At 71.7% G+C, this 22749-nt stretch carries 18 protein-coding genes; 8 read left to right on the forward strand and 10 right to left on the reverse strand.

All coding sequences use genetic code 11. From position 1 onward, the window contains the following. The coding region (locus tag ACGF07_RS26860) for a helix-turn-helix domain-containing protein (RefSeq protein ID WP_392902875.1) at window positions 1-340 on the reverse strand (340 nt) is incomplete at its 3' end. A gap of 98 nt (window positions 341-438) precedes the next feature. Between ACGF07_RS26860 and ACGF07_RS26865 the strand changes: the two genes are divergently transcribed. Beyond that, a complete protein-coding gene (locus ACGF07_RS26865) occupies window positions 439-726 on the forward strand; it encodes an ATP-binding protein (RefSeq protein ID WP_392902878.1) in 288 nt (95 codons plus the stop codon). Further along, a complete protein-coding gene (locus tag ACGF07_RS26870) occupies window positions 723-1034 on the forward strand; it encodes a hypothetical protein (RefSeq protein WP_392902748.1) in 312 nt (103 codons plus the stop codon). Before ACGF07_RS26865 ends, ACGF07_RS26870 begins: the two co-directional genes overlap by 4 nt. 70 nt (window positions 1035-1104) lie before the next feature. Here the strand turns inward: ACGF07_RS26870 and ACGF07_RS26875 are convergent, their stop codons facing one another. The 7 genes from ACGF07_RS26875 to ACGF07_RS26905 form a co-directional block, all read right to left on the reverse strand. Continuing rightward, window positions 1105-2103, reverse strand: coding sequence for an ADP-ribosylglycohydrolase family protein (locus ACGF07_RS26875; RefSeq protein ID WP_392902750.1), 999 nt, complete (start codon window positions 2101-2103; stop codon window positions 1105-1107). Window positions 2104-2131: 28 nt separating this feature from the next. Next, complete coding sequence (locus ACGF07_RS26880; protein ID WP_392902752.1) at window positions 2132-3346, reverse strand: cytochrome P450; 1215 nt, start codon at window positions 3344-3346, stop codon at window positions 2132-2134. Window positions 3347-3435: 89 nt separating this feature from the next. Continuing rightward, window positions 3436-4176 carry an NAD-dependent deacetylase gene (locus ACGF07_RS26885; RefSeq protein WP_392902755.1) on the reverse strand — a complete coding sequence of 247 codons (741 nt, stop codon included), beginning with the start codon at window positions 4174-4176 and terminating at the stop codon, window positions 3436-3438. A gap of 153 nt (window positions 4177-4329) precedes the next feature. Further along, a complete protein-coding gene (locus tag ACGF07_RS26890) occupies window positions 4330-4941 on the reverse strand; it encodes a hypothetical protein (protein ID WP_392902757.1) in 612 nt (203 codons plus the stop codon). Between the two features lie 127 nt (window positions 4942-5068). Continuing rightward, window positions 5069-5749, reverse strand: a complete 681-nt coding sequence (locus ACGF07_RS26895; RefSeq protein WP_350745611.1) for a response regulator transcription factor — start codon at window positions 5747-5749, stop codon at window positions 5069-5071. Continuing rightward, on the reverse strand, window positions 5746-6933 hold the full coding sequence (locus ACGF07_RS26900) for a sensor histidine kinase (RefSeq protein ID WP_392902759.1): 1188 nt from the start codon (window positions 6931-6933) through the stop codon (window positions 5746-5748). The genes ACGF07_RS26895 and ACGF07_RS26900 overlap by 4 nt, the downstream gene beginning before the upstream one ends. A gap of 82 nt (window positions 6934-7015) precedes the next feature. Further along, on the reverse strand, window positions 7016-7690 hold the full coding sequence (locus ACGF07_RS26905) for a DUF4097 family beta strand repeat-containing protein (RefSeq protein WP_350745605.1): 675 nt from the start codon (window positions 7688-7690) through the stop codon (window positions 7016-7018). Between the two features lie 232 nt (window positions 7691-7922). Here ACGF07_RS26905 and ACGF07_RS26910 point away from each other — a divergent pair, with 232 nt between their 5' ends. The 6 genes from ACGF07_RS26910 to ACGF07_RS26935 all read left to right on the forward strand — a co-directional run bounded on the left by ACGF07_RS26910 (window position 7923) and on the right by ACGF07_RS26935 (window position 14709). After that, on the forward strand, window positions 7923-8642 hold the full coding sequence (locus ACGF07_RS26910) for a Crp/Fnr family transcriptional regulator (RefSeq protein ID WP_392902762.1): 720 nt from the start codon (window positions 7923-7925) through the stop codon (window positions 8640-8642). 111 nt (window positions 8643-8753) lie between these two features. After that, window positions 8754-9557, forward strand: coding sequence for a hypothetical protein (locus tag ACGF07_RS26915; RefSeq protein WP_392902764.1), 804 nt, complete (start codon window positions 8754-8756; stop codon window positions 9555-9557). Further along, on the forward strand, window positions 9554-11782 hold the full coding sequence (locus ACGF07_RS26920) for a hypothetical protein (protein WP_392902767.1): 2229 nt from the start codon (window positions 9554-9556) through the stop codon (window positions 11780-11782). Before ACGF07_RS26915 ends, ACGF07_RS26920 begins: the two co-directional genes overlap by 4 nt. A gap of 30 nt (window positions 11783-11812) precedes the next feature. Beyond that, window positions 11813-12754, forward strand: coding sequence for a hypothetical protein (locus tag ACGF07_RS26925; protein ID WP_392902769.1), 942 nt, complete (start codon window positions 11813-11815; stop codon window positions 12752-12754). Window positions 12755-12769: 15 nt separating this feature from the next. Further along, complete coding sequence (locus tag ACGF07_RS26930; RefSeq protein WP_392902771.1) at window positions 12770-13285, forward strand: Pycsar system effector family protein; 516 nt, start codon at window positions 12770-12772, stop codon at window positions 13283-13285. Window positions 13286-13404: 119 nt separating this feature from the next. Continuing rightward, window positions 13405-14709, forward strand: a complete 1305-nt coding sequence (locus ACGF07_RS26935; protein ID WP_392902773.1) for a M48 family metalloprotease — start codon at window positions 13405-13407, stop codon at window positions 14707-14709. Between the two features lie 92 nt (window positions 14710-14801). On the opposite strand, the gene ACGF07_RS26940 is transcribed toward ACGF07_RS26935, so the two are convergent. Both ACGF07_RS26940 and rpoB read right to left on the reverse strand, forming a co-directional pair. Beyond that, entirely contained in the window at window positions 14802-18695 is a 3894-nt protein-coding gene (locus tag ACGF07_RS26940) for a DNA-directed RNA polymerase subunit beta' (protein WP_350749890.1), read from the reverse strand. A gap of 99 nt (window positions 18696-18794) precedes the next feature. Further along, the gene (gene rpoB, locus ACGF07_RS26945) at window positions 18795-22274 is read right to left on the reverse strand and encodes a DNA-directed RNA polymerase subunit beta (protein ID WP_350747793.1); all 3480 of its coding nucleotides are present in this window, start codon (window positions 22272-22274) and stop codon (window positions 18795-18797) included. Window positions 22275-22749 lie beyond the last annotated feature (475 nt).

Raw genomic sequence — 22749 nt, forward strand, 5'->3', positions numbered from 1 at the left:
GCCCCAGGGCGCGGGCGATCTCGCGCACGCCCTTGCTCATCGCCCTGAGGATCGCGATCTCCTCGCGCTCCTCGAACGTGAGGTACCGGCCCGAGGGCTCGGCCAACGAGATCGGAGGCATGCCGCCAGCGTGACGAAACCACCTCGCACCCACCGGCCACGACACGCCGACCGCCAGCGACGCCTCCACCGTCGTGACCCCCGTGGCGATCCGGCGCCAGAACTGGCGCTGCACGACCCGAGACGGATCAGGCCGTCCCGGCGAACGCATCGCCGGCCGCAACGCACGGTCAGCGCGCCACTGCCGACGTCGCCCCTCCGGAACATCGCTGGTCTTCAAACTCCAGTCCGCTGTGGCCACGCCGCATACCTCCGAGATCAGGGTGTTGCGACGACCAGTTGAATTCACCCAGTGAACCCCTGCTTGCCGTTGGCGAGTTGGTCCTATCCGAGCTCGTGACCAACGCGGTGGTGCATGCCCGGGTGTCCCCGGGCAGCCGCATTGCGGTGCACTTCGAGCTGGTCTGCGGCCACCTTCGGATCGAAGTGCACGACGCGAGCAGCGAGAAGCCGGTGATCCGGCGCACAGCCAGCCCGGATGACCTCTCGGGGCGTGGGTTGTGTCTGGTGGAGGCCCTGTCAGTGGAGTGGGGTTGCGCGCCTCGGCAGGAAGGCATTGGAAAGATCGTTTGGGCTCTGGTGGGCCCGGAAGGTGGCGGGCGATGAGGCTCGCGAGTACGTCCGGGGAGGCTGCGCCGTACCCGTTCCCCGTAGTGGTGGAGGTCAAGGGGATCACAGGTCCCGCGCAGTTCTCCAAGCTGTCGGACGCGATGTCGGCACTCCTCGCCTCGCTGCGGGCGCTGCCGCTCACCGTCGAGCAACTGGACTACTTCGAGGAGCTGTTCGGGCTGGACTCCGCGCAGCGCATCGGCCACCGGCTCGCGACGTACGGTGAGGTGAGGTCGCTGGCGTTCCTGGGCCTGACGCCCCACCTGGTCAAGCTGTACCCGGCCGACCCCGGAGCAACCCGGTGAGGCAGCGCCGCCGGCGACCCGGCGGCGCTGTTCCGGGGGAACTTCGGCCGCGAGACCAAGCCTTGACCACTCAGTCCCAGAGGGCGCCGAACTCCAGGAGTTCGTCCCGGTACTCGATGCGGTCGACCCACTCCTCGGGCCAGGCGGACTCGCCGTGGTGGGCGCCCGCGAAGGCGCCGGTCAGGCAGGCGAGGGAGTCGGAGTCGCCGGAGCTGTAGGCGGCGCGGCGGACGGCGGCGACCGGGTCGTCGGGCAGCAGCAGGAAGCAGAGCAGGCCGGTGCCGAAGGCCTCCTCGGCGACCCAGCCCTCGCCGGTGGCCAGGCAGGGGTCGGCCTCCGGGTCGGGTGCGGCGAGCGCGGCTTCCAACTGGTCGAGCACCGTGAGGCAGTCGTCCCAGCCGCGGGCCATGACGGACTGCGGGGAGCCGCCGTGCCAGTGGGCAGCGAGGTCGCCGAGCCAGAACTCGTCGTACCGCTCGCGGTTCGCCAGCGCGTACGCCCGCAGCGCCGCGGGCAGGCCGGCGGGCGGGGCGCCCTCGGCGAGCTTGCGCACGGCGTACGCGGTGAGGTCGCCGGCGGCGAGGGCGGTCGGGTGGCCGTGGGTGAGCGCGGACTGCAGCTGGGCGGCGCCGGAGAGCTGCCGGGCGTCCAGTTCGCGGATCAGCCCGATCGGGGCGACCCGCATGTTGGCGCCGCAGCCCTTGGAGCCGACGTCACTGGCCTGCTGCCAGCGGTACTTGTCGTGGCTGAGCCGCTCGCAGGCGCGCAGGCAGGTCATGCCTGGGGCGCGGTTGTTCGCCGGGGAGCGCCACCAGTCGACGAACTCCTCGCGGACCGGCCGCGCCAGCCGCAGGGGCGTGAGCGGGCCGCGCGAGAGGGCGGTGCGCAGGCCGCGGGCGAGGGCGAGCGTCATCTGGGTGTCGTCGGTGACCAGTGCCTTTTTCGGCAGCGGGAGTCGCCGCCAGTCGGGCTCGACGGCGGCGATCTCCTCGACGCTCTTAAACTCGGTCACCCGGCCGATCGCGTCGCCGATCGCCAGTCCCAGCAACGCCCCCGTAGCCTTCCCCACGGCCTTCTCCCCCCTCGGTCCTCGGTCCTCAGACCTCGACCAGCAGTTCCCTGAGCCCGCGGATCACGTAGCCCGGATTCCACTCGGGCTCGCCGGCCAGCCGCAGGCCCGGGGCCCGGCGCAGCAGCGTGCCGTAGGACTCGGTGAGCTCCAGTCTGGCAAGGGGGGCGCCCAGACAGAAGTGAATTCCGGCGCCGAAGGTGATGTGCGGGTTGTCGGTGCGGCCGAGGTCGAGGCGGTCGGGGTCGGCGAAACGCTCCGGGTCGCGGTTGGCGGAGCCGAACAGCAGGGCGATCTCGGCACCGCGCGGGACGGTGACGCCGCGGACCTCGACGTCCTCCAGCACCCAGCGTTCGAACATCTGCAACGGGGTGTCCCAGCGCATCAGTTCCTCGACGGCGGTGGGCAGCAGCTCGTCCACCGAGCCGCGCAGCCGGGCGAGCTCCTCGGGGTGGCGGAACAGCGCCCACCAACCGTTGCCGGTGGTGTTGACGGTGGCCTCGTGGCCGGCGTTGAGCAGCAGCACGCAGGTGGAGACCATCTCCTGCTCGCTGAGCGCGTCGGAGCCCTCCTGGGCCTGGATCAGCGCGCTGATCAGGTCGTCGCCCGGCTCCACCCGGCGCTCGCGGATGAGCGCGCGCAGGTAGTCGGAGAACTCGATGCTCGCGGCGACGGCCCGACGGGCGGTCTCCTCGCTCGGGTTGAGCTCGAACATCCCGGTGATGTCGGCGGACCAGGGGCGCAGCAGGTGGCGGTCGGACTCCGGCACGCCGAGCATCTCGGCGATCACGGCGACCGGCAGCGGCTCGGCGACGGCGGCGATCAGGTCCCCGCCGCCCGCCGCGAGCAGCCCGTCGACGAGTTCCCCGGCCAGGCGCCGGACGGTCGGGCGCAGCCCCTCGACCATGCGCGGGGTGAAGGCCTTGGAGACGAGGCGGCGGATCCGGGTGTGGTCGGGCGCCTCCAGGTCGAGCAGCCCGTGGTCGTTGAGGGTGTGGAAGGGCTCGTGCGCCGGGTCGGGCTCGGGGCGGCCGAACTCCTGGTGGCTGAACCGGTGGGTGTAGGTGCGGCCGAGCCGCCGGTCGCGCAGCAGGGCGCTGACGTCCTCGTGGCGGGAGACGAGCCACTGGTTCGTGGGCTCGAAGTACGTCACCGGCGCGTGCTCGCGCAGTTCGGCGTACGCGTCGTACGGGTGGGCCACGAAAGCCGCGGACCAGGGGTCGAACGTCGACGTCGTCGTCATCGGTGGTCACTCCAGGCCGTGAGGGGGAGCCGGAAGGATCATCGTACGCACGCGGTGCGCCGTGCAGAGGCCCTTCCGGCCCGGCGTCCTCAGGCCCCTTCCGTCACCAGCCGCCGCACCAGCCCGGACAGCGCCCGGGAGATCGGCTCCCGGATCACCTCGGCCGCGGCCTCGTCGTACGGCGTCGGCTCGGCGTTCAGGATGATCAGCTTCGCGCCGGACTCCACCGCGGTGTACGGCAGCGCCGCCACCGGGAACACCTGGAGGCTGGTGCCGACCGCGACGAACAGGTCACAGGCCCGGGCGATCGCGTCCGCCTGCCCGAGCACCTGCGGATCCAGGTTCTCCCCGAACATCACCGTGCGCGGCCGCAGGATCCCGCCGCACTCCCGGCAGGCCGGATCCGGTTCCCCGGCCTCGACCCGGGCCAGCGCCTCCTCCATCGGCCCGGTCACCCGGCAGCTCGCGCACTGCACCTCCCGTGCGGTGCCGTGCAGTTCGAGCACTTTCCGGGCCGGCAGGCCGGCCCGCTGGTGCAGCCCGTCCACGTTCTGGGTGAGCACCCGCAGCGGGAGGCCGGAGCGCTCCAGGTCGACCAGCGCCCGGTGCCCGGGGTTGGGCTCGGCCGCGAGCGCGCCGGCGTCCCGGCGCATCAGCCAGGCGCGCCTGCGCACCTCCGGGTCGGCCAGGTACGGGCCGATGGTCACGAGCTCCTGGGCCGACGGGTCCCGCTGCCAGAGCCCCTGCGGGCCGCGGTAGTCGGGGATGCCGGAGTCGGTCGAGATGCCCGCGCCGGTGAGCACGGCGATCAGGGGGCGCTTCGCGTTCATACCGCGGACGGTACGGGCGCCCGGCCGCCGCGGCCACCGAAAATCCGGGTGCGGCCGACCGCCTCCCGCCGCCCACCGGGCCGCGGATGAGCCGACGCGCAGAGGGCGGCCGACCGCCTCCCGCCGCCCACCGGGCCGCGGATGAGCCGACGGTCAGACCAGTGCCGGCTGCTGCCGGGTGGCCGGGCGGGTCAGCGGCGCCAGGGCGCCGAGGTAGCAGGCGGCGGCGAGCGGGATGAACGCCAGGTCGGCCGCCGAGGCGACGGTGCCGACCAGCATGAGCACCGGGCTCCACCAGCGCAGCGTCCGGTCCCGGCCGACCGCGGCGGCGACCAGCAGCGCCAGCAGGCCGACGTAGAAGAGCAGCGGGCCGACCCGGTACACGGCGGGCAGCACCCCGGGGACGTCCTGGATCCGCTCGAACAACCGCGACTGCTCCTCCTTGGTGGCCGCGGCCAGGCCGACGCACAGGTCGATCCCGATCTGCACCAGCGAGGCCAGCAGGCCCGCGAACGCCGTCCCCAGTGCGGCGTCGGCGGCCAGCCGCCCGACCGCGGTGCCGCGCGGGGCGAGCAGCCCGCGCAGGGCGAGCAGCACGGGGACGAACAGCAGCAGGCCGGCGAACATCGCGGTGTGCCCGGCGGTCCAGCCGAGGCCCGGCTGGCGGGAGCCGGGCACCAGGCGGATGCCGCCGTACAGGGCCATCAGCGCGGGGGCGCCGACGGCGGCGTAGCCGGCGAGACGGGCGGTGCGGGTGGCGTTCATCTGACGATCTCCAACGGTGGGCGTGCTCCGACACCGCAGAGCCTGTCCGCCGGACCCCTCGTCGCGGATCGCCCGCACCGGCGAACCCACCGCCTCCCCCGTACGAGGGAGCCGGCGGCGGAGCCGGTCAGGACTCCCCCGCCACCACCGCCCCGGCCTCGTACGCGAACACCACCGCGTGCACCCGGTCGCGCAGCCCGAGCTTGCTCAGCACATTGCTGACGTGCGTCTTCACCGTGTGCTCGCTCACCACCAGCTCGGCCGCGATCTCCGCGTTGGACATCCCGCGCGCGATCAGCCGCAGCGTCTCCCGCTCGCGCAGGGTCAGCTGCTCCAGCAGCCGGGACGGCGGCCGCACCGGCCGTTCCGGCCCGCCCGGCCGGCGGGCGGCGAACTCGCCGATCAGCCGCTTGGTCACCGACGGCGCGAGCAGCGCCTCCCCCGAGGCGACCATCCGCACCCCGTGCGCCAGGTCGTCCCGGCGGACGTCCTTGAGCAGGAAGCCGCTGGCGCCCGCGTACAGCGCGTCGAAGACGTAGTCGTCGATGTCGAAGGTGGTCAGCATGATCACCTTGGTGGACGGGAACTCCGCGCACACCCGCCGGGCCGCCTCCAGCCCGTCCATCACCGGCATCCGCACGTCCAGCAGCAGCACGTCCGGGCCGTGCAGGCGCACCGCCTCGACCGCCTCGGCGCCGTCGCGGGCCTCGGCCACCACCTCGATGTCCGGCTGCGCGTCCAGGATCATCCCGAACCCGGCCCGCACCAGCTCCTGGTCGTCCGCGACCACCACCCGTATCGACGTCATCCGCCCGCCCTCTCCAGCACGCCCGCCCGCCCCAACGGCAGCCGGGCACTCACCAGGAAACCCTCGCCCTGCGGCCCCGGACCGGCCTCGGCCCGGCCGCCGCAGGCCGCCGCCCGCTCGCGGATGCCGACCAGCCCGCGCCCGCCGGACCAGCCCGCCACCGTACGGTCCGCTCCCAGCGGCACGCCGCGCCCGTTGTCGGACACCACGACCTCCAGCACGTCACGACTGCGCCGCACCCGGATCGCGGCCCGGTCGGCCCCGGAGTGCTTGACCGTGTTGGTCAGCGCCTCCTGCACGATCCGGTAGGCCGCCGCCTCCACGTCCGCGGGCACCGCGCCCAGCCCGTCGGCGAGTTCGAACTCCACGGCCAGGCCGGCCCGGCGCACCCGCTCGGCCACGTCGGCGAGTTCGCTCAGCCTGGGCTGCGGGGCCAACTGCTGCCCCGCCTCCGGGTCCTTCAACACACCGAGCACGCGCCGCAGTTGCACCATCGCGTCGCGGCCGGTGTCGGCGATGGTGTCGAAGGCGCGGATCGCCCGGTCCGGATCGCCGCGCACCACCAGCGGACCGGCCTCGGCCTGGATGACCATCAGCGACACGGCGTGCGCCAGGATGTCGTGCATCTCCCGGGCGATCCGGCCCCGCTCCTCGGCAACGGCCCGCGCCGACTCACTGGCCGCCCGCTCCCCCGCCTCCCGCGCCCGCTCCGCCTGCACCTGGGCCAACTGCCGCTGGGCGCGCACCAGGGAGCCGAAGACGAACGAGCCGGCCGAGGTGAGCACGCTGAACACCATGCCGTTCGGCGAGTGCGTCCCGATCACGTTGGCGACCACCGCAACGACCAGCACCGACCAGCGCACCCGGTCCGAACACCGCTCCGCCACCGTGTAGAGGCCGATGACACCGGCCAGCGGCACCTGGGCGTTCGCCGAGTGCGCCAGCGCGGACAACGCGATCTCGGCGGCGGCGCTCGACGCCAGCACCGCCAGCGGCGCCGAGCGCCGCCACGGAAGAGGCACCGCGGTGGCCACCGCCAGCAGGTAGACCCACGCCGGCCAGGCGACGTCGTCGTTGTAGACCGCCCACACCGCGACCGCCGCGGACGCCAGCGCCAGCACCGAGTCCAGCACGTACGGACTCAGCCCGGCCGTCCGGACCCGCCAACGCGTCGCGCTCTCCACCGCCGCCCCTCCCCCGTACCCGGGGCCGACGCCCCCACGGAGGAGATCATGCCCCACCGGCAGAACCTCTGGCACCGCCCGGTCAGCCACCGCTGACCGTCACGCCGCCGGTCTTCGCCACCGCCGTGATGCGGTGCGCCGCGCCCGGCTGCGAGCGGATGCCCACGTCCGTCCCGCCGGAGTCCGTCCGGGCGTCCACCGCGTACGCCTCGCCGCCCGGCACCGTCAGCCGGACCCCGCCGTCGCCGACCTCGGCGTCCAGCGTCGTCGGCGCCGCCGTGAACTCGGCCCGCACCCCGCCGTTGGTCGCACTGAGGCGCGCCGTCGGCGAGGTCATCCCGGTGGCCTCCACCCCACCGTTCTCCACGGCGGCGTCCACCTCGGCGGCCAGCCCGGACAGCCTGACGCCGCCGTTGCCCTCCCTGATCCGCACCTTCGTCCCGGCCGGCACCCGCACCGTGTACCCGACCCCGCAGGAGTCGCACGCGTACCCCAGCGTCAGCACGCCGTCCTTCACCTCGTGCCGGCTCTGCGGCGCCTCGCCCCGGTAGCTCTGCTCCTCGACCACCCCCACCGAGTCACCGCCGCCAATCACCACCACGCCGCCGCTCTCCCCGTCGACCACCAGCTCGCTGATCCGCTCGGCCACCCCGTAGCTGACCGTCCGGTGCTCGTCGGACTCCCAGAACCCGACGCACCCCTGCATCCCCAGCACCACCGCCGCCGTGATCGCCACCGCGCCCAGCACCCGCTTCATGTCCACCCTCCACGATCCCGTCACCCGACACCGAGGAGCCTCCCGCGACCGCCCCTTCCGCCACCTCCCCCGCCGGAACGGTTCTGCAGGCTCCCCCTCAAGGGGGAGGAGCGTGCGGAGAATTCACGGATTCACCGGCGGAGCAGCCGGTTCACGAGTAGCTTGTTTGCCCGCGCTCAACCTCCCGCGCCCCACCCCTGCCGAGGCGAGACACACCGAGGGCTGATCAGGCATGGCCAACACGCCGTCCGGCGGACCCGCTTCCGCGACCGGCCACGGCCTCGACGACCGGGTGCCCTTCCTCGCCAGACTCGACCAGGCCGACCGCAGCGCACTGCTCGCCCTCGGCCGCCGTCTGAGCTACCCCGCACGGTCCACCGCGCTGCGCGAGGGCGAACCCTCCGACCACGTCCTGCTCGTCCTGCACGGCTGGCTGAAGGTGACCGCCGCGGCCGAGAACGGGTACGAGGCGCTGCTCGCGCTGCGCGGCCCCGGCGACATCATCGGTGAGTCCGCGGCCCTCAGCGGACGGCCCCGGGCCGCCACCGTCACCGCGCTGGAACAGGTGGAGGCCACCGCCGTCGACCGCGCTGCCTTCACCGCCTACCTGCAGCGCACCCCCGCCGCCTCGATGCAGTTGCTGGCCCTCTCCACCGACCGGCTGCGCGCCGCCGACCACCACCGGCTGAAGTTCGCCTCGCTCAGCGTCAGCGAACGGCTCGCCGACCTCCTGCTGGAACTGGCCCGCACCCACGGCCGCCGCACCGCCGAGGGCATCGTCGTCTCAGTCCCGCTCAGCCAGCAGGAACTGGCCGGTTCCGTCGGCGCCTCCCGCGAGGCCGTCGCCCGACTGCTGAAGTCCCTGCGGGACCGCGGAATCGTCTCCACCAGTCGCCGCTCGCTGGTCATCGCGCGCCCCGACCTGCTTCGGAGGCCCGGTCAACTCCGCTGATCCGCAGAGCCGTTCTGTGCACACCGTCACAGAACGAGTGCTTCACCCGCGCTCACGCCGGCACGCCCACAGCGGGCAGGCTGGAGCCCGACGACGAACCGAGAGGTGACCATGACCGAGCCGGTGAACCACACCATCCTGCTGCTCGACATCGAGCAGTTCGGTCGGCGGGACGACGTGGAACAGGCCTTCATGCGCCGGATGCTCTACTCCGTCCTGCGCGAGACGCTGCGCAGCGCCGGCGTCGAGGCCGCCGAACAACGGCTGGAGGACCGCGGCGACTCGGTGATGGCCCTGATCAACCCGACCGTCCCCAAGTCCAGGCTGGTGCACGCCCTGATCAACGAGACCCCCGCGCTGCTGAACGCCAACAACCGCCTCGCGGCCGACAGCGCCCGGGTACGGCTGCGCATCGTGCTCGCCTCCGGTGAGGTCGCCGTGCAGGAACTCGGCGGAGCACTGGGCGGCGTCGTGGGCTGGGACCTCAACCAGGCCTTCCGGCTCCTCGACTCGACGGCCCTGCGGGAGGCGCTGAAGCACCGCGCCGACGCCCCGTGCGTGCTCAGCGTGTCCGACACGGTCTACCAGGGCATCGTCCGGCACGGCCACGGCGGGCTGCCGACCGGGGAGTTCTACCGGATCACCGTCCACGGCAAGGAGGGCGACTTCCCGGCCTGGCTCCACGGCGAACCCGCGCCCACCCCGTCCACTCCGGCCGCCGCCCCGGACCAGCCCGCACCCACCCCGGCCGCCGCGGCCGCCCCGGGTGGGGCCCGGCCCCCCGCCACCTTCCAGTTCCTCGGCGGCTCCCCGTCCTTCGGCGGCAACCTGATCGGCGGCGACCACCACACCGTCTCCGGCGGCCAGGTCCACGGCGACGTCAACACCGGCAACACCGTCGGCGGCGACCGATGACCGCCACCGCCGACCCGGAGGCCGTCGCCCAGCCGGTCGAGCCCGAGCGCGAGGACGAGCTCCAGGAGGCCCCGCCGGAGGAGCCGCAGAACGCCTGGGAAGCCGCCCGGGAACTCCTGGAACACGTCCCCGACTCCTTCGCCGACCGCGGATTCCTCTTCGCCGGCGGCACCCCCCGCTTCGGCGGCAACCTCGTCGGCGGCGACGAGCACGTGGTCTCCGGCGGCCGGGTTCACGGCGACGTCGTCACCGGCCACAAGACCACCGTCTACCAGCTCGGCTCCGCCTTCGGCACGCCGCTGCACGTCTCGGGCGAGGTGCCCATCGAGGAACTGGCGGCCCTCGCCCGGGTCTTCCGGCGCGGACCGGCCTTCGAACGGGCGCTCCGCCAACTGCACGAGCAGCGCGTCCTGATCCTTACCGGCCGTGCCGATACGGGCCGGCGCTCCGCCGGACTGATGCTGCTGAGCACCCTGGGCCTCAGCCGGATCCGCAACCTGGACCCCGACGTCTCCCCAGCCGCCCTGCTCAACGGGGCCGATGAGGCCGAGGGCTACCTGCTCGCCGACTACACCACCTCCCGCACCCGCCCGCTGCGCCGCTCCGACCTCGACCGGCTCCGCGAGACCCTCGCCAAGCAGAACGGCTACCTGGTCATCACCACGCTGCGGTCCGGCTCGGCCCGGGATCTGCCCACGCTCGACTGGCAGCCGCCCGAGGCCCGGGCCGTGCTCGCCGCCCACCTGGACGCCCTGCTGCCGGACGGCGAGCAGGGCGTCCGCACCGAGGAGTTGCTCGCCCAGGAGCCCGTCCGCCAGTTCCTCGCCAAGCCCCGGCCGATCCGGGAGATCGCCGAGTTCGCCGGCCCGCTGTCCGCGCACGTGCCCGGGACGGGCAGTTCGTCCGACCTCGTCGACTTCGGCCACGGCTTCGTCCAGGAGCAGGTCGGCCGGTGGTTCGGCGATCCCGAGCTCCACCTCCGGGAGAAGGCGTTCCTGATCGCCCTGGCCGTCTTCGACCACGCCCCCTACACCCTCGCCGCCGAGTGCGCCGACAAGCTGTTCCGCCGCCTGGAGACCATCCGCACCGCCGGGGAACCCGACGGCATCCCGCCCTTCGGCAGCTCGATCGAGGACCGGCTCTCGCTCGCCCGGGCCGAACTCAATGAGGAGACCGAGCAGACCCCCTGGGGGCCGGTACCGCAGCGGATGGCTTCCTTCCTCGATCCCCGCACCTCCCACACCCTGCTGCGCGAGGTGTGGACGAGCCACCCCTCCGCTCGCCCCGCCATCACCGGCTGGCTGAACGCGCTGGCCACCGACTCCCGCGCCCTGGTCCGCACCCGGGTGGCCTCCGCCACCGCCCTGCTGGCCTCCGTCGACCTCTCCGCCACGATGAGCGGACTGCTCGGCCCCTGGTCCGGCGCCAAGGACTTCCGGCTCTGCGTACAGGCCGCCAACAGCCTCGCCCTCGCCTACCACGCCGGCACCGCCGCCGTCCCGCGCATCCTGCGCAGCTGGGCCGGTGACGACAACGCCCGCCGCCGCTGGACGGCGATCCGCTGCTACGCCCTGCTCGGCCCGCTGCTGCCGGCCCAGGCCCTGGAGGCCCTCGCGTTGGCCGCCGAACGGCTCACCGCCACGGACCTCGACCAGCTCGCCGCCACGATCCGGCTCGGCGACCAGGCACCGGCCGGCGACCAGCCCAACCGCTACCAGGCACTCGGCCTGGTCGAGGCGGCCGAACTGCTGCTGCTGTCCCCCGAGGCCGAGCAGGCCCTGCACGCCCTGGTCCGGTGGCTGTCCGGCCCGGCCGGCCTGCGGCAGCTCGCCCTGGCCGCCTTCCTCACCGCCGCGCAGCGCACCGAGGACACCGTCGTCGGCCGACCGCTGCTGCTCGACTGGTACGCCCGGAGCCCGCGCCCCGAGCCGGGCAGCGTGGTCAGCGTGACGGTGCTGTCGCCACCCGAGGAGCCGTTGCCCGTCCGCGTCCTGCTCGCCGCCCTGTGGCGTACGGCGCTCGCGGACCGCCTCTACGGCACCGTCGCCCTCGGGGTGCTGCGCGGCTGGCTGGTCGGCGCCGCCGACCACCCCGAGACCGATGCCCAACTGGCCGAGATGTTCGACGACCTGGCGGTCACCGAACGCGACCGCCGACGGCTCGACCACCTCGTCCGCACCGTCCGCGACGGCGGTCCCGCCGCCCTGTCCGGACGAACGAACTGACCGGCCCATCCGATCCTGGAGCATCCGCGCATGTCGGCACGACACCTATCCGCCGGGAACCGCACCGACCCGGTCCTGAAGGTCCACCCCCTGGGCCGCTCGCTCGGCCTGCCCAAGCGGCCGGCCGCCCGGGCCGATTCGGCCCTGGTGCTGACCTCGCCCTCCGGCGAGCACCGGGTCTTCCTGCCGCCGCACCGCCCGGGGTTCAGCGATCTGGTCGGCCGCGGGTACCAGGCCGCCTACGAGATCGACCTCGGCCTGCACCACTTCCGGGTGGAGGAGCGGCTGCCCGGCCGGGACGACGTCGGCGCCTTCGAGGCCGTGGTGGAGGTCGACTGGCAGGTCCTCGCCCCCGAGCTGGTGGTGACCAGCAGGATCGGCGACGTCCCGGCCCTGCTGGTCCCCCGCATCCGGCAGCGGATGCGCGCCGTCACCCGGACCCTGTCCACCGACCAGAGCGGCGAGGCCGAACTCGCCGTCCAGCAGGCGCTGGACGAGCACCCCATCGCCGTGGCCGAGGGCCTGCGGGTGGGCTGCGCCGTCCAGTTGGACATCGACCAGGCCGCTCGGGACCAGAAGGCGCGGCTGCGCGGCTACCACTTCGACACCCAGGCCCATCCGCACGCCCTCCGCCAGGTCCAGGAGGCGAACGAGGTCCTCGCCGCGAAGGCGAAGTTCTACCAGTACCACCTGGAGCAGGGCGGTATCACCGCCTGGGCCCTCCAGGTCGCCGCCCACCCCGAGGACCTGCCGCAGGCGCTCCGCTACCTGAAGGACGAGCAGCAGGAACTGGTCCAGGGCCAGCTCGCCGTGATCCAACGGCTGCTCGACCAGGACGCCCTGGAGGACTTCGAGCTGGAGGGCCCGCGCCAGGACGCCAAGGCCGCCTTCGAGGCCATCCTGCGCCACCGGCCCGGCGGCCCGGAGACACCCGGGCTCGGCCAGGGCCCGAACCCGCCCCTCACCCAGTGATCCGAGGAGCCCACCGTGTCCGTCCCTCCCCTCCCGCCTGCCCCGGCCCCGCCACCCGGTGCGGCCCTGCTGGCCGAACTCCGCACCGAGATCGCCCGCGCGGACAGCAAGGCGGCCGTGCTGGTCGCCGCGCTCGGCGTCATCGTCGGGACGCTGGGAGGCCTGCTCACGAGCAACGGCTGGGCACCGCATCAGCTCTCCGTCCCCGCCCGGATCCTGCTCGCCGCCGGCGGACTCGGCATCGCCGTGTCGCTGGTCTCCCTGCTGCTCGCGGTGCTGCCCCGGTACGGCCGCAGCAGTTGGCGTCCCGGCCGCCCGCTCGGGTACTTCGGGGACATCCGCCGGGCCGCCGAGCAGGGGCTGCTCGCCGAGGCCCTGGCCGAGAGCGAGCAACTCGCCGCCGAGGCCGTCCGCACCGCACTCGCCGAGAACAGCCTGATCGCCTCGCGCAAGCACTCCTGGGTCCGGGTCGGCATCCTCGCCTTCGGCGCCGGACTGTTCCCGCTGGTCACCGCCCTGCTCCTGGGCTGAACCGGCTCCGCGCACCCGCCCACCCCCGTGTCCCTTCCCGTCCACCGCCGCCGTACGGGCGCCGGCGCCGCGCACCCGCGCGTCAACGTCCCGTCCCGTCCCCTTCCCGAGGATCCGTCATGACCGAACCGACCCTTCCGGGCGCCCTGCCACCCCAGTACCCCGCCGCCGCACGGCCGCAGTACCCGACCGTCCCGCCGCAGCACCCGCAAGGCGCTCCCCGGTACCCGGCCGCTCCCCCGCCCCCACCGCCGTACCCCGCCGGCGGACCGCAGTACCCGCCCACGGCTCCGCCGCAGTACCCCACCGCGCCGCCCCCGCAGCACCCCGGCACCGCCATGCCGCCGCAGTACGCGCCCCCGTCCGGGCACCGACCGTCCAGCCAGCAGGCGCCCCACGCCCCCGCTCACGCCCCCTTCCAGGGCTTCGCCCCGCCACCCGCTCCGTCGCAGCCGCCCGTCCTCGACCCGACCGTCGACATCGACCCGCACACCGGCCGGATCCACCTGGCCGCCCGCCAGCGCGGCGCCGATGCCACCACGATCGGCCAGCTGCTCTTCCAGCTCCCGCACTTCCTCTGCAGCCTGGGCGTCATCGCGATGGTCTCGCTGCTCCTCCCCTCCCCCGCGAACGTGGTGCTGATCGGCCTCTGGATCGCCTCCGGCGCGCTGGTCTTCCACCGCCCCACGGAGAAGGTCCTCGCCCGCTACCTGTTCCGGATGCGCCCGGCGCTGCACTCGGAGCTGGTCCGCCTGGAGCCGATCTGGCACCAGGTGACCGCCAAGGCCGGGGTGGACCCGGCGTCCTACGACCTGTGGATCGAGGACCGCAAGGGCATCAACGCCACCGCTGCTGCCGGGCACATCGTGGGTGTCACCCGGTACGCGCTGGAGACCCTCCCCGACGCGCAGCTGGCCGCCGTGCTCGCCCACGAGCTCGGCCACCATCGCGGCGGCCACGCCTGGGCGACGCTGCTCGGCTACTGGTACTCGCTGCCGGCCCGGATCAGCTGGGCGGTCTTCCGGTTCGTCGCGGTCATCGCGATCCAGATCGCCTCGGTGTTCTCCCTGCTCGGAGCCCTCGCGGTCGGTCTGGCCGCGGTGGTGCTGGTAGCGGCCGTGGCCCTCACCTTCCCCCCGCTGCTGCTGGTCCTGGTCACGCCGTACCTGCTCGCTGCGGTCGGCCGCCGGTCCGAGCTGCGGGCGGACATCCAGGCCGCCGAGCTGGGCTTCGCCGACGCCATGATCGAGGTGTTCCACGGCTTCCTCCGCGACGAGGAGCAGGCCCTGGAACTGGCCGCGCGGGAGAACGGGGGCCGCGCCGTCCGACCGGGCCTGGGCCAGCGCCTGCTCTCCTCCCACCCGGACACCCACACCCGGATCCGCAGGCTGGAGGACTGGCGGGCGGCCGCGGCCGCCCGCTGAGGGACACCCCCGGGAAACGCCGCAGGGCGGCCACCCCCTGCGGGGTGGCCGCCCTGCGGCGTTCAACGGCCGTGACCGGCCGAAGAGGTGACTCAGCCGGTGTACGGGCCGTAGTCGTAGTCGTCCAGCGGGACCGCCTGGCCGGAGCCGGCGCCGAAGGGCGACAGGTCGTAGTCGTCGTAGCCGACGGCCGAGTACATCGCGGCCTTGGCCTCCTCGGTCGGCTCGACCCGGATGTTGCGGTAGCGGGGCAGGCCCGTACCGGCCGGGATGAGCTTACCGAGGATGACGTTCTCCTTGAGGCCCAGCAGCGGGTCCGACTTGGCGTGGATCGCCGCGTCGGTGAGGACCCGGGTCGTCTCCTGGAAGGAGGCGGCCGACAGCCAGGACTCGGTGGCCAGCGAGGCCTTGGTGATACCCATCAGCTGCGGACGGCCGGAGGCGGGGTGACCGCCCTCGGCGACCACGCGACGGTTCTCCTGCTCGAAGCGGCCGCGCTCGACGAGCTCGCCCGGGAGCAGCTCGGCGTCGCCCGACTCGATGATCGTCACGCGGCGGAGCATCTGCCGGATGATGATCTCGATGTGCTTGTCGTGGATCGACACGCCCTGCGAGTTGTAGACCTTCTGGACCTCGGCGACCAGGTGGATCTGGACGGCACGCTGGCCCATGATGCGCAGGACGTCGTGCGGGTTGGTGGCGCCCATGGTCAGCTTCTGGCCGACCTCGACCGCCTCGCCCTCGCTGACCAGCAGCTTCACGCGCTTCGAGACCGGGTAGGCGATCTCGTCGCTGCCGTCGTCCGGCGTGATGACCAGCTTGCGGGTCTTCTCGGTGTCCTCGATGCGGACCCGGCCGGCGGCCTCCGAGATCGGGGCCACACCCTTGGGGGTACGGGCCTCGAAGAGCTCGACGACACGCGGCAGACCCTGGGTGATGTCGTCACCGGCCACACCACCGGTGTGGAAGGTACGCATGGTCAGCTGGGTACCGGGCTCACCGATGGACTGGGCGGCGATGATGCCGACCGCCTCACCGATGTCGACCAGCTTGCCGGTGGCCAGCGAGCGCCCGTAGCACATGGCGCAGGTGCCGACGGCCGACTCGCAGGTCAGGATCGAGCGGACCTTGACCTCGCCCACACCGTGGCGGATCAGCTCGTCGATCAGGACGTCGCCGAGGTCGGTGTTGGCGGTGGCCAGCAGCTTGCCGTCGACGGTGATGTCCTCGGCGAGCATGCGGGCGTACACGCTGGTCTCGACGTCGTCGGCCTTGCGCAGGACGCCGTCGGCGCCCACGTGGCCGATCGCGAGCTTCAGGCCGCGCTCGGTGCCGCAGTCCTCCTCGCGGATGATGACGTCCTGGGAGACGTCGACCAGACGACGGGTGAGGTAACCGGAGTCGGCGGTACGGAGGGCGGTGTCGGCCAGACCCTTACGGGCACCGTGGGTGGAGATGAAGTACTCCAGCACGGACAGACCCTCACGGAACGACGCCTTGATGGGTCGCGGGATGGTCTCGTTCTTGGCGTTCGACACCAGACCACGCATACCGGCGATCTGGCGCATCTGCATCATGTTTCCACGAGCACCCGAGTCGACCATCATGAAGATGGGGTTCGTCTTCGGGAAGTTCGCGGCCATGGCGTCCGCGACCTCGTTGGTCGCCTGGGTCCAGATGCCGACGAGCTCCTGCTTGCGCTCGTCGTTGGTGATCAGACCGCGCTCGTACTGCTTCTGGACCTTCTCCGCCTTCGCCTCGAAGCCCTCCAGGATCTGGGGCTTGCTCGGCGGGACGATGACGTCCGAGATCGAGACGGTGACGCCCGAGCGGGTCGACCAGTGGAAGCCGGCCGCCTTCAGGTTGTCCAGGGTCGCCGCGACGACGACCTTCGGGTAGCGCTCCGCCAGGTCGTTGACGATCGCGGAGAGCTGCTTCTTGCCCACCTCGTAGTCGACGAACGGGTAGTCCTCGGGCAGCAGCTCGTTGAAGAGCGCGCGGCCCAGGGTGGTCTTCAGGCGGAAGGGCTCGCCCTCGAACCAGGTCTGCTGGCCGTCCTCGTCCACCGGAGCGGTCCAGCCGCGCGGCGGGACGGTGCCGGCGCCGAGGCGCAGCTCGATCGGGGCCTGGACGTCCAGCTCGCGGGCGTCGAAGGCCATGATCGCCTCGGCGGTCGACGAGAAGGTGCGGCCGGCGCCCTTGACGTCCTCGCGGTCCGAGGTGAGGAAGAACAGACCGAGCACCATGTCCTGGGTCGGCATGGTGACGGGGCGACCGTCGGCCGGCTTCAGGATGTTGTTCGAGGACAGCATCAGGATGCGGGCCTCGGCCTGCGCCTCCGCGGAGAGCGGCAGGTGGACGGCCATCTGGTCACCGTCGAAGTCCGCGTTGAACGCGGTGCAGACGAGCGGGTGGATCTGGATGGCCTTGCCCTCGACCAGCTGCGGCTCGAAGGCCTGGATGCCGAGGCGGTGCAGGGTGGGCGCACGGTTCAGCAGGACGGGGTGCTCGGCGATGACCTCTTCGAGCACGTCCCACACGACCGGGCGGGCACGCTCGACCATGCGCTTGGCCGACTTGATGTTCTGCGCGTGGTTCAGGTCGACCAGGCGCTTCATCACGAACGGCTTGAAGAGCTCCAGCGCCATGGCCTTGGGCAGACCGCACTGGTGCAGCTTGAGCTGCGGGCCGACGACGATGACCGAACGGGCCGAGTAGTCGACTCGCTTGCCGAGCAGGTTCTGACGGAAACGACCCTGCTTGCCCTTCAGCATGTCGCTGAGGGACTTCAGCGGGCGGTTGCCCGGACCGGTGACCGGACGGCCGCGGCGGCCGTTGTCGAACAGCGCGTCGACGGCCTCCTGGAGCATGCGCTTCTCGTTGTTCACGATGATCTCGGGGGCACCGAGGTCGAGCAGGCGCTTCAGGCGGTTGTTGCGGTTGATGACGCGGCGGTACAGGTCGTTCAGGTCGGAGGTCGCGAAGCGGCCACCGTCCAGCTGCACCATCGGACGCAGGTCCGGCGGGATGACCGGGACGCAGTCCAGCACCATGCCGTTGGGCTTGTTGCTGGTCTGCAGGAAGGCGGAGACGACCTTGAGGCGCTTGAGCGCACGGGTCTTCTTCTGGCCCTTGCCGGTGCGGATGATCTCGCGCAGGCGCTCGGCCTCTTCGGCCAGGTCGAAGGTCTCCAGGCGGTCCTTGAGGGCCGCCGCGCCCATCGAGCCGGAGAAGTAGGTGCCGAAGCGGTCGCGCAGCTCGCGGTAGAGCAGCTCGTCGCCCTCGAGGTCCTGGACCTTGAGGTTCTTGAAGCGGGCCCACACCTCGTCGAGGCGGTCGAGCTCGCGCTGCGCGCGGTCGCGCAGCTGCTTCATCTCGCGCTCGGCGCTCTCGCGCACCTTGCGGCGCACGTCGGCCTTGGCGCCCTCGGCCTCCAGCTCGGCCAGGTCGGTCTCGGCCTTCTTGGCGCGGGCCTCGAGGTCGGCGTCGCGGCGGTTCTCGATCTGCTGGCGCTCGACCGAGACGTGCGCCTCCAGGGACGGCAGGTCGCGCTGGCGGCGCTCGTCGTCGACCCAGGTGATCATGTAGGCGGCGAAGTAGATGACCTTCTCGAGGTCCTTCGGCGCCAGGTCGAGCAGGTAGCCGAGGCGGGACGGCACACCCTTGAAGTACCAGATGTGGGTCACCGGGGCGGCGAGCTCGATGTGGCCCATCCGCTCGCGGCGCACCTTGGCGCGGGTCACCTCGACGCCGCAGCGCTCGCAGATGATGCCCTTGAAGCGGACGCGCTTGTACTTACCGCAGTAGCACTCCCAGTCCCGGGTGGGGCCGAAGATCTTCTCGCAGAAGAGTCCGTCCTTTTCGGGCTTCAGGGTGCGGTAGTTGATGGTCTCCGGCTTCTTGACCTCGCCGTGCGACCACTGGCGGATGTCGTCGGCGGTGGCCAGGCCGATGCGGAGCTCGTCGAAGAAGTTGACGTCAAGCACTGGTCGTCAAGCCCTCTTTCGTAATTCGAGAGTCTTATCTGTGGTCTGAGGGGGGCCTGGGGGCGGGCCGGCTGCTCGGGGCAGCCGGCCCGGCCTCCGTCAGACCTCTTCGACGCTGCTCGGCTCGCGCCGGGACAGGTCGATGCCGAGCTCCTCGGCGGCGCGGAACACGTCCTCGTCGGAGTCCCGCATCTCGATGGACTGGCCGTCCGAGGACAGCACCTCCACGTTGAGGCAGAGCGACTGCATTTCCTTGATGAGAACCTTGAAGGACTCGGGAATGCCGGGCTCGGGGATGTTCTCGCCCTTGACGATGGCCTCGTAGACCTTGACCCGGCCGAGGACGTCGTCGGACTTGATGGTGAGCAGCTCCTGCAGCGCGTACGCAGCGCCGTACGCCTCCAGGGCCCACACCTCCATCTCACCGAAGCGCTGACCACCGAACTGCGCCTTACCACCGAGCGGCTGCTGGGTGATCATCGAGTACGGACCGGTCGAACGGGCGTGGAGCTTGTCGTCGACCAGGTGGTGCAGCTTGAGGATGTACATGTAGCCGACCGAGATCGGCATCGGGAACGGCTCGCCGGAGCGGCCGTCGAACAGCCGGGCCTTGCCGGTGGAGTTCACCAGGCGCTCACCGTCACGGGTGAGGGTGGTGTTGTCCAGCAGACCGGTGATCTCGTCCTCGCGGGCGCCGTCGAAGACCGGGGTGGCGAGGTTGGTGCCACCCGTGACCCGGTCGGCGCCGATCGCCTGCAGGCGCTGGGCCCACTCGTCGGCGAGGCCGGAGACGTCCCAGCCCTGCTTGGCGAGCCACCCGAGGTGGATCTCCAGGACCTGTCCCGGGTTCATTCGGGACGGGACACCCAGCGGGTTGAGGATGATGTCGACCGGGGTGCCGTCCTCGAGGAAGGGCATGTCCTCGACCGGGAGGATCTTGGAGATGACACCCTTGTTGCCGTGGCGGCCGGCGAGCTTGTCACCGTTGGTGATCTTGCGCTTCTGGGCCACGTAGACGCGGACCAGCTGGTTCACGCCCGGGGGAAGCTCGTCCCCCTCCTCGCGGTCGAAGACGCGCACGCCGATGACCTTGCCGGACTCACCGTGCGGGACCTTGAGCGAGGTGTCGCGGACCTCGCGGGCCTTCTCGCCGAAGATCGCGCGGAGCAGGCGCTCCTCGGGGGTCAGCTCGGTCTCACCCTTCGGGGTGACCTTGCCGACGAGGATGTCACCGGTGACGACGTCGGCGCCGATCCGGATGATGCCGCGCTCGTCGAGGTCGGCGAGGACCTCCTCGGAGACGTTCGGGATGTCCCGGGTGATCTCCTCGGGGCCGAGCTTGGTGTCACGGGCGTCGACCTCGTGCTCCTCGATGTGGATCGAGGAGAGGACGTCGTCCTGCACGAGGCGCTGCGACAGGATGATCGCGTCCTCGTAGTTGTGACCCTCCCACGACATGAACGCCACGAGCAGGTTCTTGCCGAGGGCCATCTCGCCCGCGTCGGTGCAGGGGCCGTCGGCCAGCACCTGGCCGGCCTCGACCCGGGCACCCTCGTCCACGAGCACCTTCTGGTTGAAGGAGGTGCCCTGGTTGGAGCGGGTGAACTTGGCGGCGCGGTACGTGGTGTACGTGCCGTCGTCGTTGGCCACGGTGACGTAGTCGGCCGAGACCTCCTGGACCACACCGGCCTTCTCGGCGGTGATCACGTCGGCGGCGTCGACGGCGCAGCGGTACTCCATGCCGGTGCCGACCAGCGGGGCCTCGCTCTTCAGCAGCGGCACCGCCTGGCGCATCATGTTCGAGCCCATGAGCGCGCGGTTGGCGTCGTCGTGCTCGAGGAAGGGGATCATGGCGGTCGCGACCGACACCATCTGGCGCGGCGAGACGTCCATGTAGTCGACCTCGGTGCCCGGCACGTAGTCGATCTCGCCGCCACGGCGGCGGACCAGGACGCGCGGCTCGGCGAAGTGGCTGTCCGCGGTGAGCGGAGCGTTCGCCTGGGCGATGACGAAGCGGTCCTCCTCGTCGGCGGTCAGGTAGTCCACCTGGTCCGTCACGAGGCCGGTCTCGTCGACCTTGCGGTACGGGGTCTCGATGAAGCCGAAGGCGTTCACCCGGCCGTACGAGGCCAGCGACCCGATCAGACCGATGTTCGGGCCTTCGGGGGTCTCGATCGGACACATGCGCCCGTAGTGCGAGGGGTGCACGTCACGGACCTCGAAGCCGGCGCGCTCACGGGAGAGACCGCCGGGGCCGAGGGCGGACAGACGGCGCTTGTGGGTCAGGCCCGACAGCGGGTTCGTCTGGTCCATGAACTGCGACAGCTGGCTGGTGCCGAAGAACTCCTTGATGGAGGCGACGACCGGCCGGATGTTGATCAGGGTCTGCGGCGTGATCGCCTCGACGTCCTGGGTGGTCATGCGCTCGCGCACGACGCGCTCCATGCGGGCGAGACCCGTACGGACCTGGTTCTGGATGAGCTCGCCGACGTTGCGCAGGCGGCGGTTGCCGAAGTGGTCGATGTCGTCGACCTCGACCACGATGTCGCGGCCGGTCTCGTCGCGCCACTCCGTCTCACCGGCGTGCAGCTTCACCAGGTACTTGATCGCACCGATGATGTCGGGCTCGGTGAGCACGCCGGAGTCCAGCGACTCGGCGTTGCCCAGCTTGCGGTTGAGCTTGTACCGGCCGACCTTGGCCAGGTCGTAGCGCTTCGGGTTGAAGTACAGGTTCTCCAGAAGCGTCTGCGCGGCCTCGCGCGTCGGCGGCTCGCCCGGACGCAGCTTGCGGTAGATGTCCAGCAGCGCGTCGTCCTGGCCCTGGGTGTGGTCCTTCTCCAGGGTGTTGCGCATCGACTCGTACTCGCCGAACTCCTCGAGAATCATCTCGTTGGTCCAGCCGAGCGCCTTGAGCAGCACGGTGACGGACTGCTTGCGCTTGCGGTCGATGCGGACGCCGACCATGTCGCGCTTGTCGATCTCCATCTCCAGCCAGGCACCACGCGAGGGGATGACCTTGCAGGAGTAGATGTCCTTGTCGGACACCTTGTCCAGGGTGGAGTCGAAGTACACACCCGGGGAGCGGACCAGCTGCGACACGACGACACGCTCGGTGCCGTTGATCACGAACGTGCCCTTGTGGGTCATGAGCGGGAAGTCGCCCATGAAGACCGTCTGAGACTTGATCTCACCGGTCTCGTTGTTGGTGAACTCGGCCGTGACGAAGAGCGGGGCCGCGTACGTGAAGTCGCGGTCCTTGCACTCGTCAATGGAGTTCTTCGGCGGCTCGAAACGGTGGTCGCGGAAGGTCAGGGACATCGACCCGCTGAAGTCCTCGATCGGCGAGATCTCCTCGAAGATCTCCTCCAGACCGGACTTGGTGGGGACGTCCTGACCGGACTCCAGCGCCTCCTCGACCCGGGCCTTCCAGGCCGCGTTGCCGAGCAGCCAGTCAAAGCTCTCGGTCTGCAGGGCCAGGAGGTTCGGGACCTCGAGGGGCTCCTTGATCTTCGCGAAGGAGACGCGGAGCGGGGCGGTGGATGCGGCGGAATTGTTCGAGGCGTTGCGCGGCGCGGCCAAGAGGGGGGTCCTTCCGAGGGCTCGGAGCTCACTACGCGCGTACCAGCCGGGCCTGCTTGAGCCTTGACCCCACCTCCGTGGCCACCGGCCTCTGCCGGGGTCGAAACCCCAGGTCAGAGCCGATTTGCGGAGGCGGTGCCAGACCCCTTCAGGGCAACGCAAACTCCGGGCGACGAGTCACGGAGCAGCTAACAGGCAGCGCAAAGGGACAGTGTAGCCAAAGGCCACACTGCTGTCCAGCTCTGATTCGGAGACCGAATCGGAGACTCCTCCCGGTAGCCGGCGGACGCGGAGCGCCCACCGGGTACTGCTCTAACTCACGTGGAGTCATTTCCCGCCGGAGCCGCTGGTTATGCATCCAGCCGCAAACCAACCGGGCGGACTCGCGCCTTGAGAATCGCGCGCCGCGCCGGGTTCGTCAAGGGCCCGCCGGCGGTGCGGACCTCGATCCGTCTATCGGCCGGAACCCCTCCGG

Source organism: Kitasatospora sp. NPDC048194, from assembly GCF_043202455.1.
Lineage (GTDB): Bacteria > Actinomycetota > Actinomycetes > Streptomycetales > Streptomycetaceae > Kitasatospora.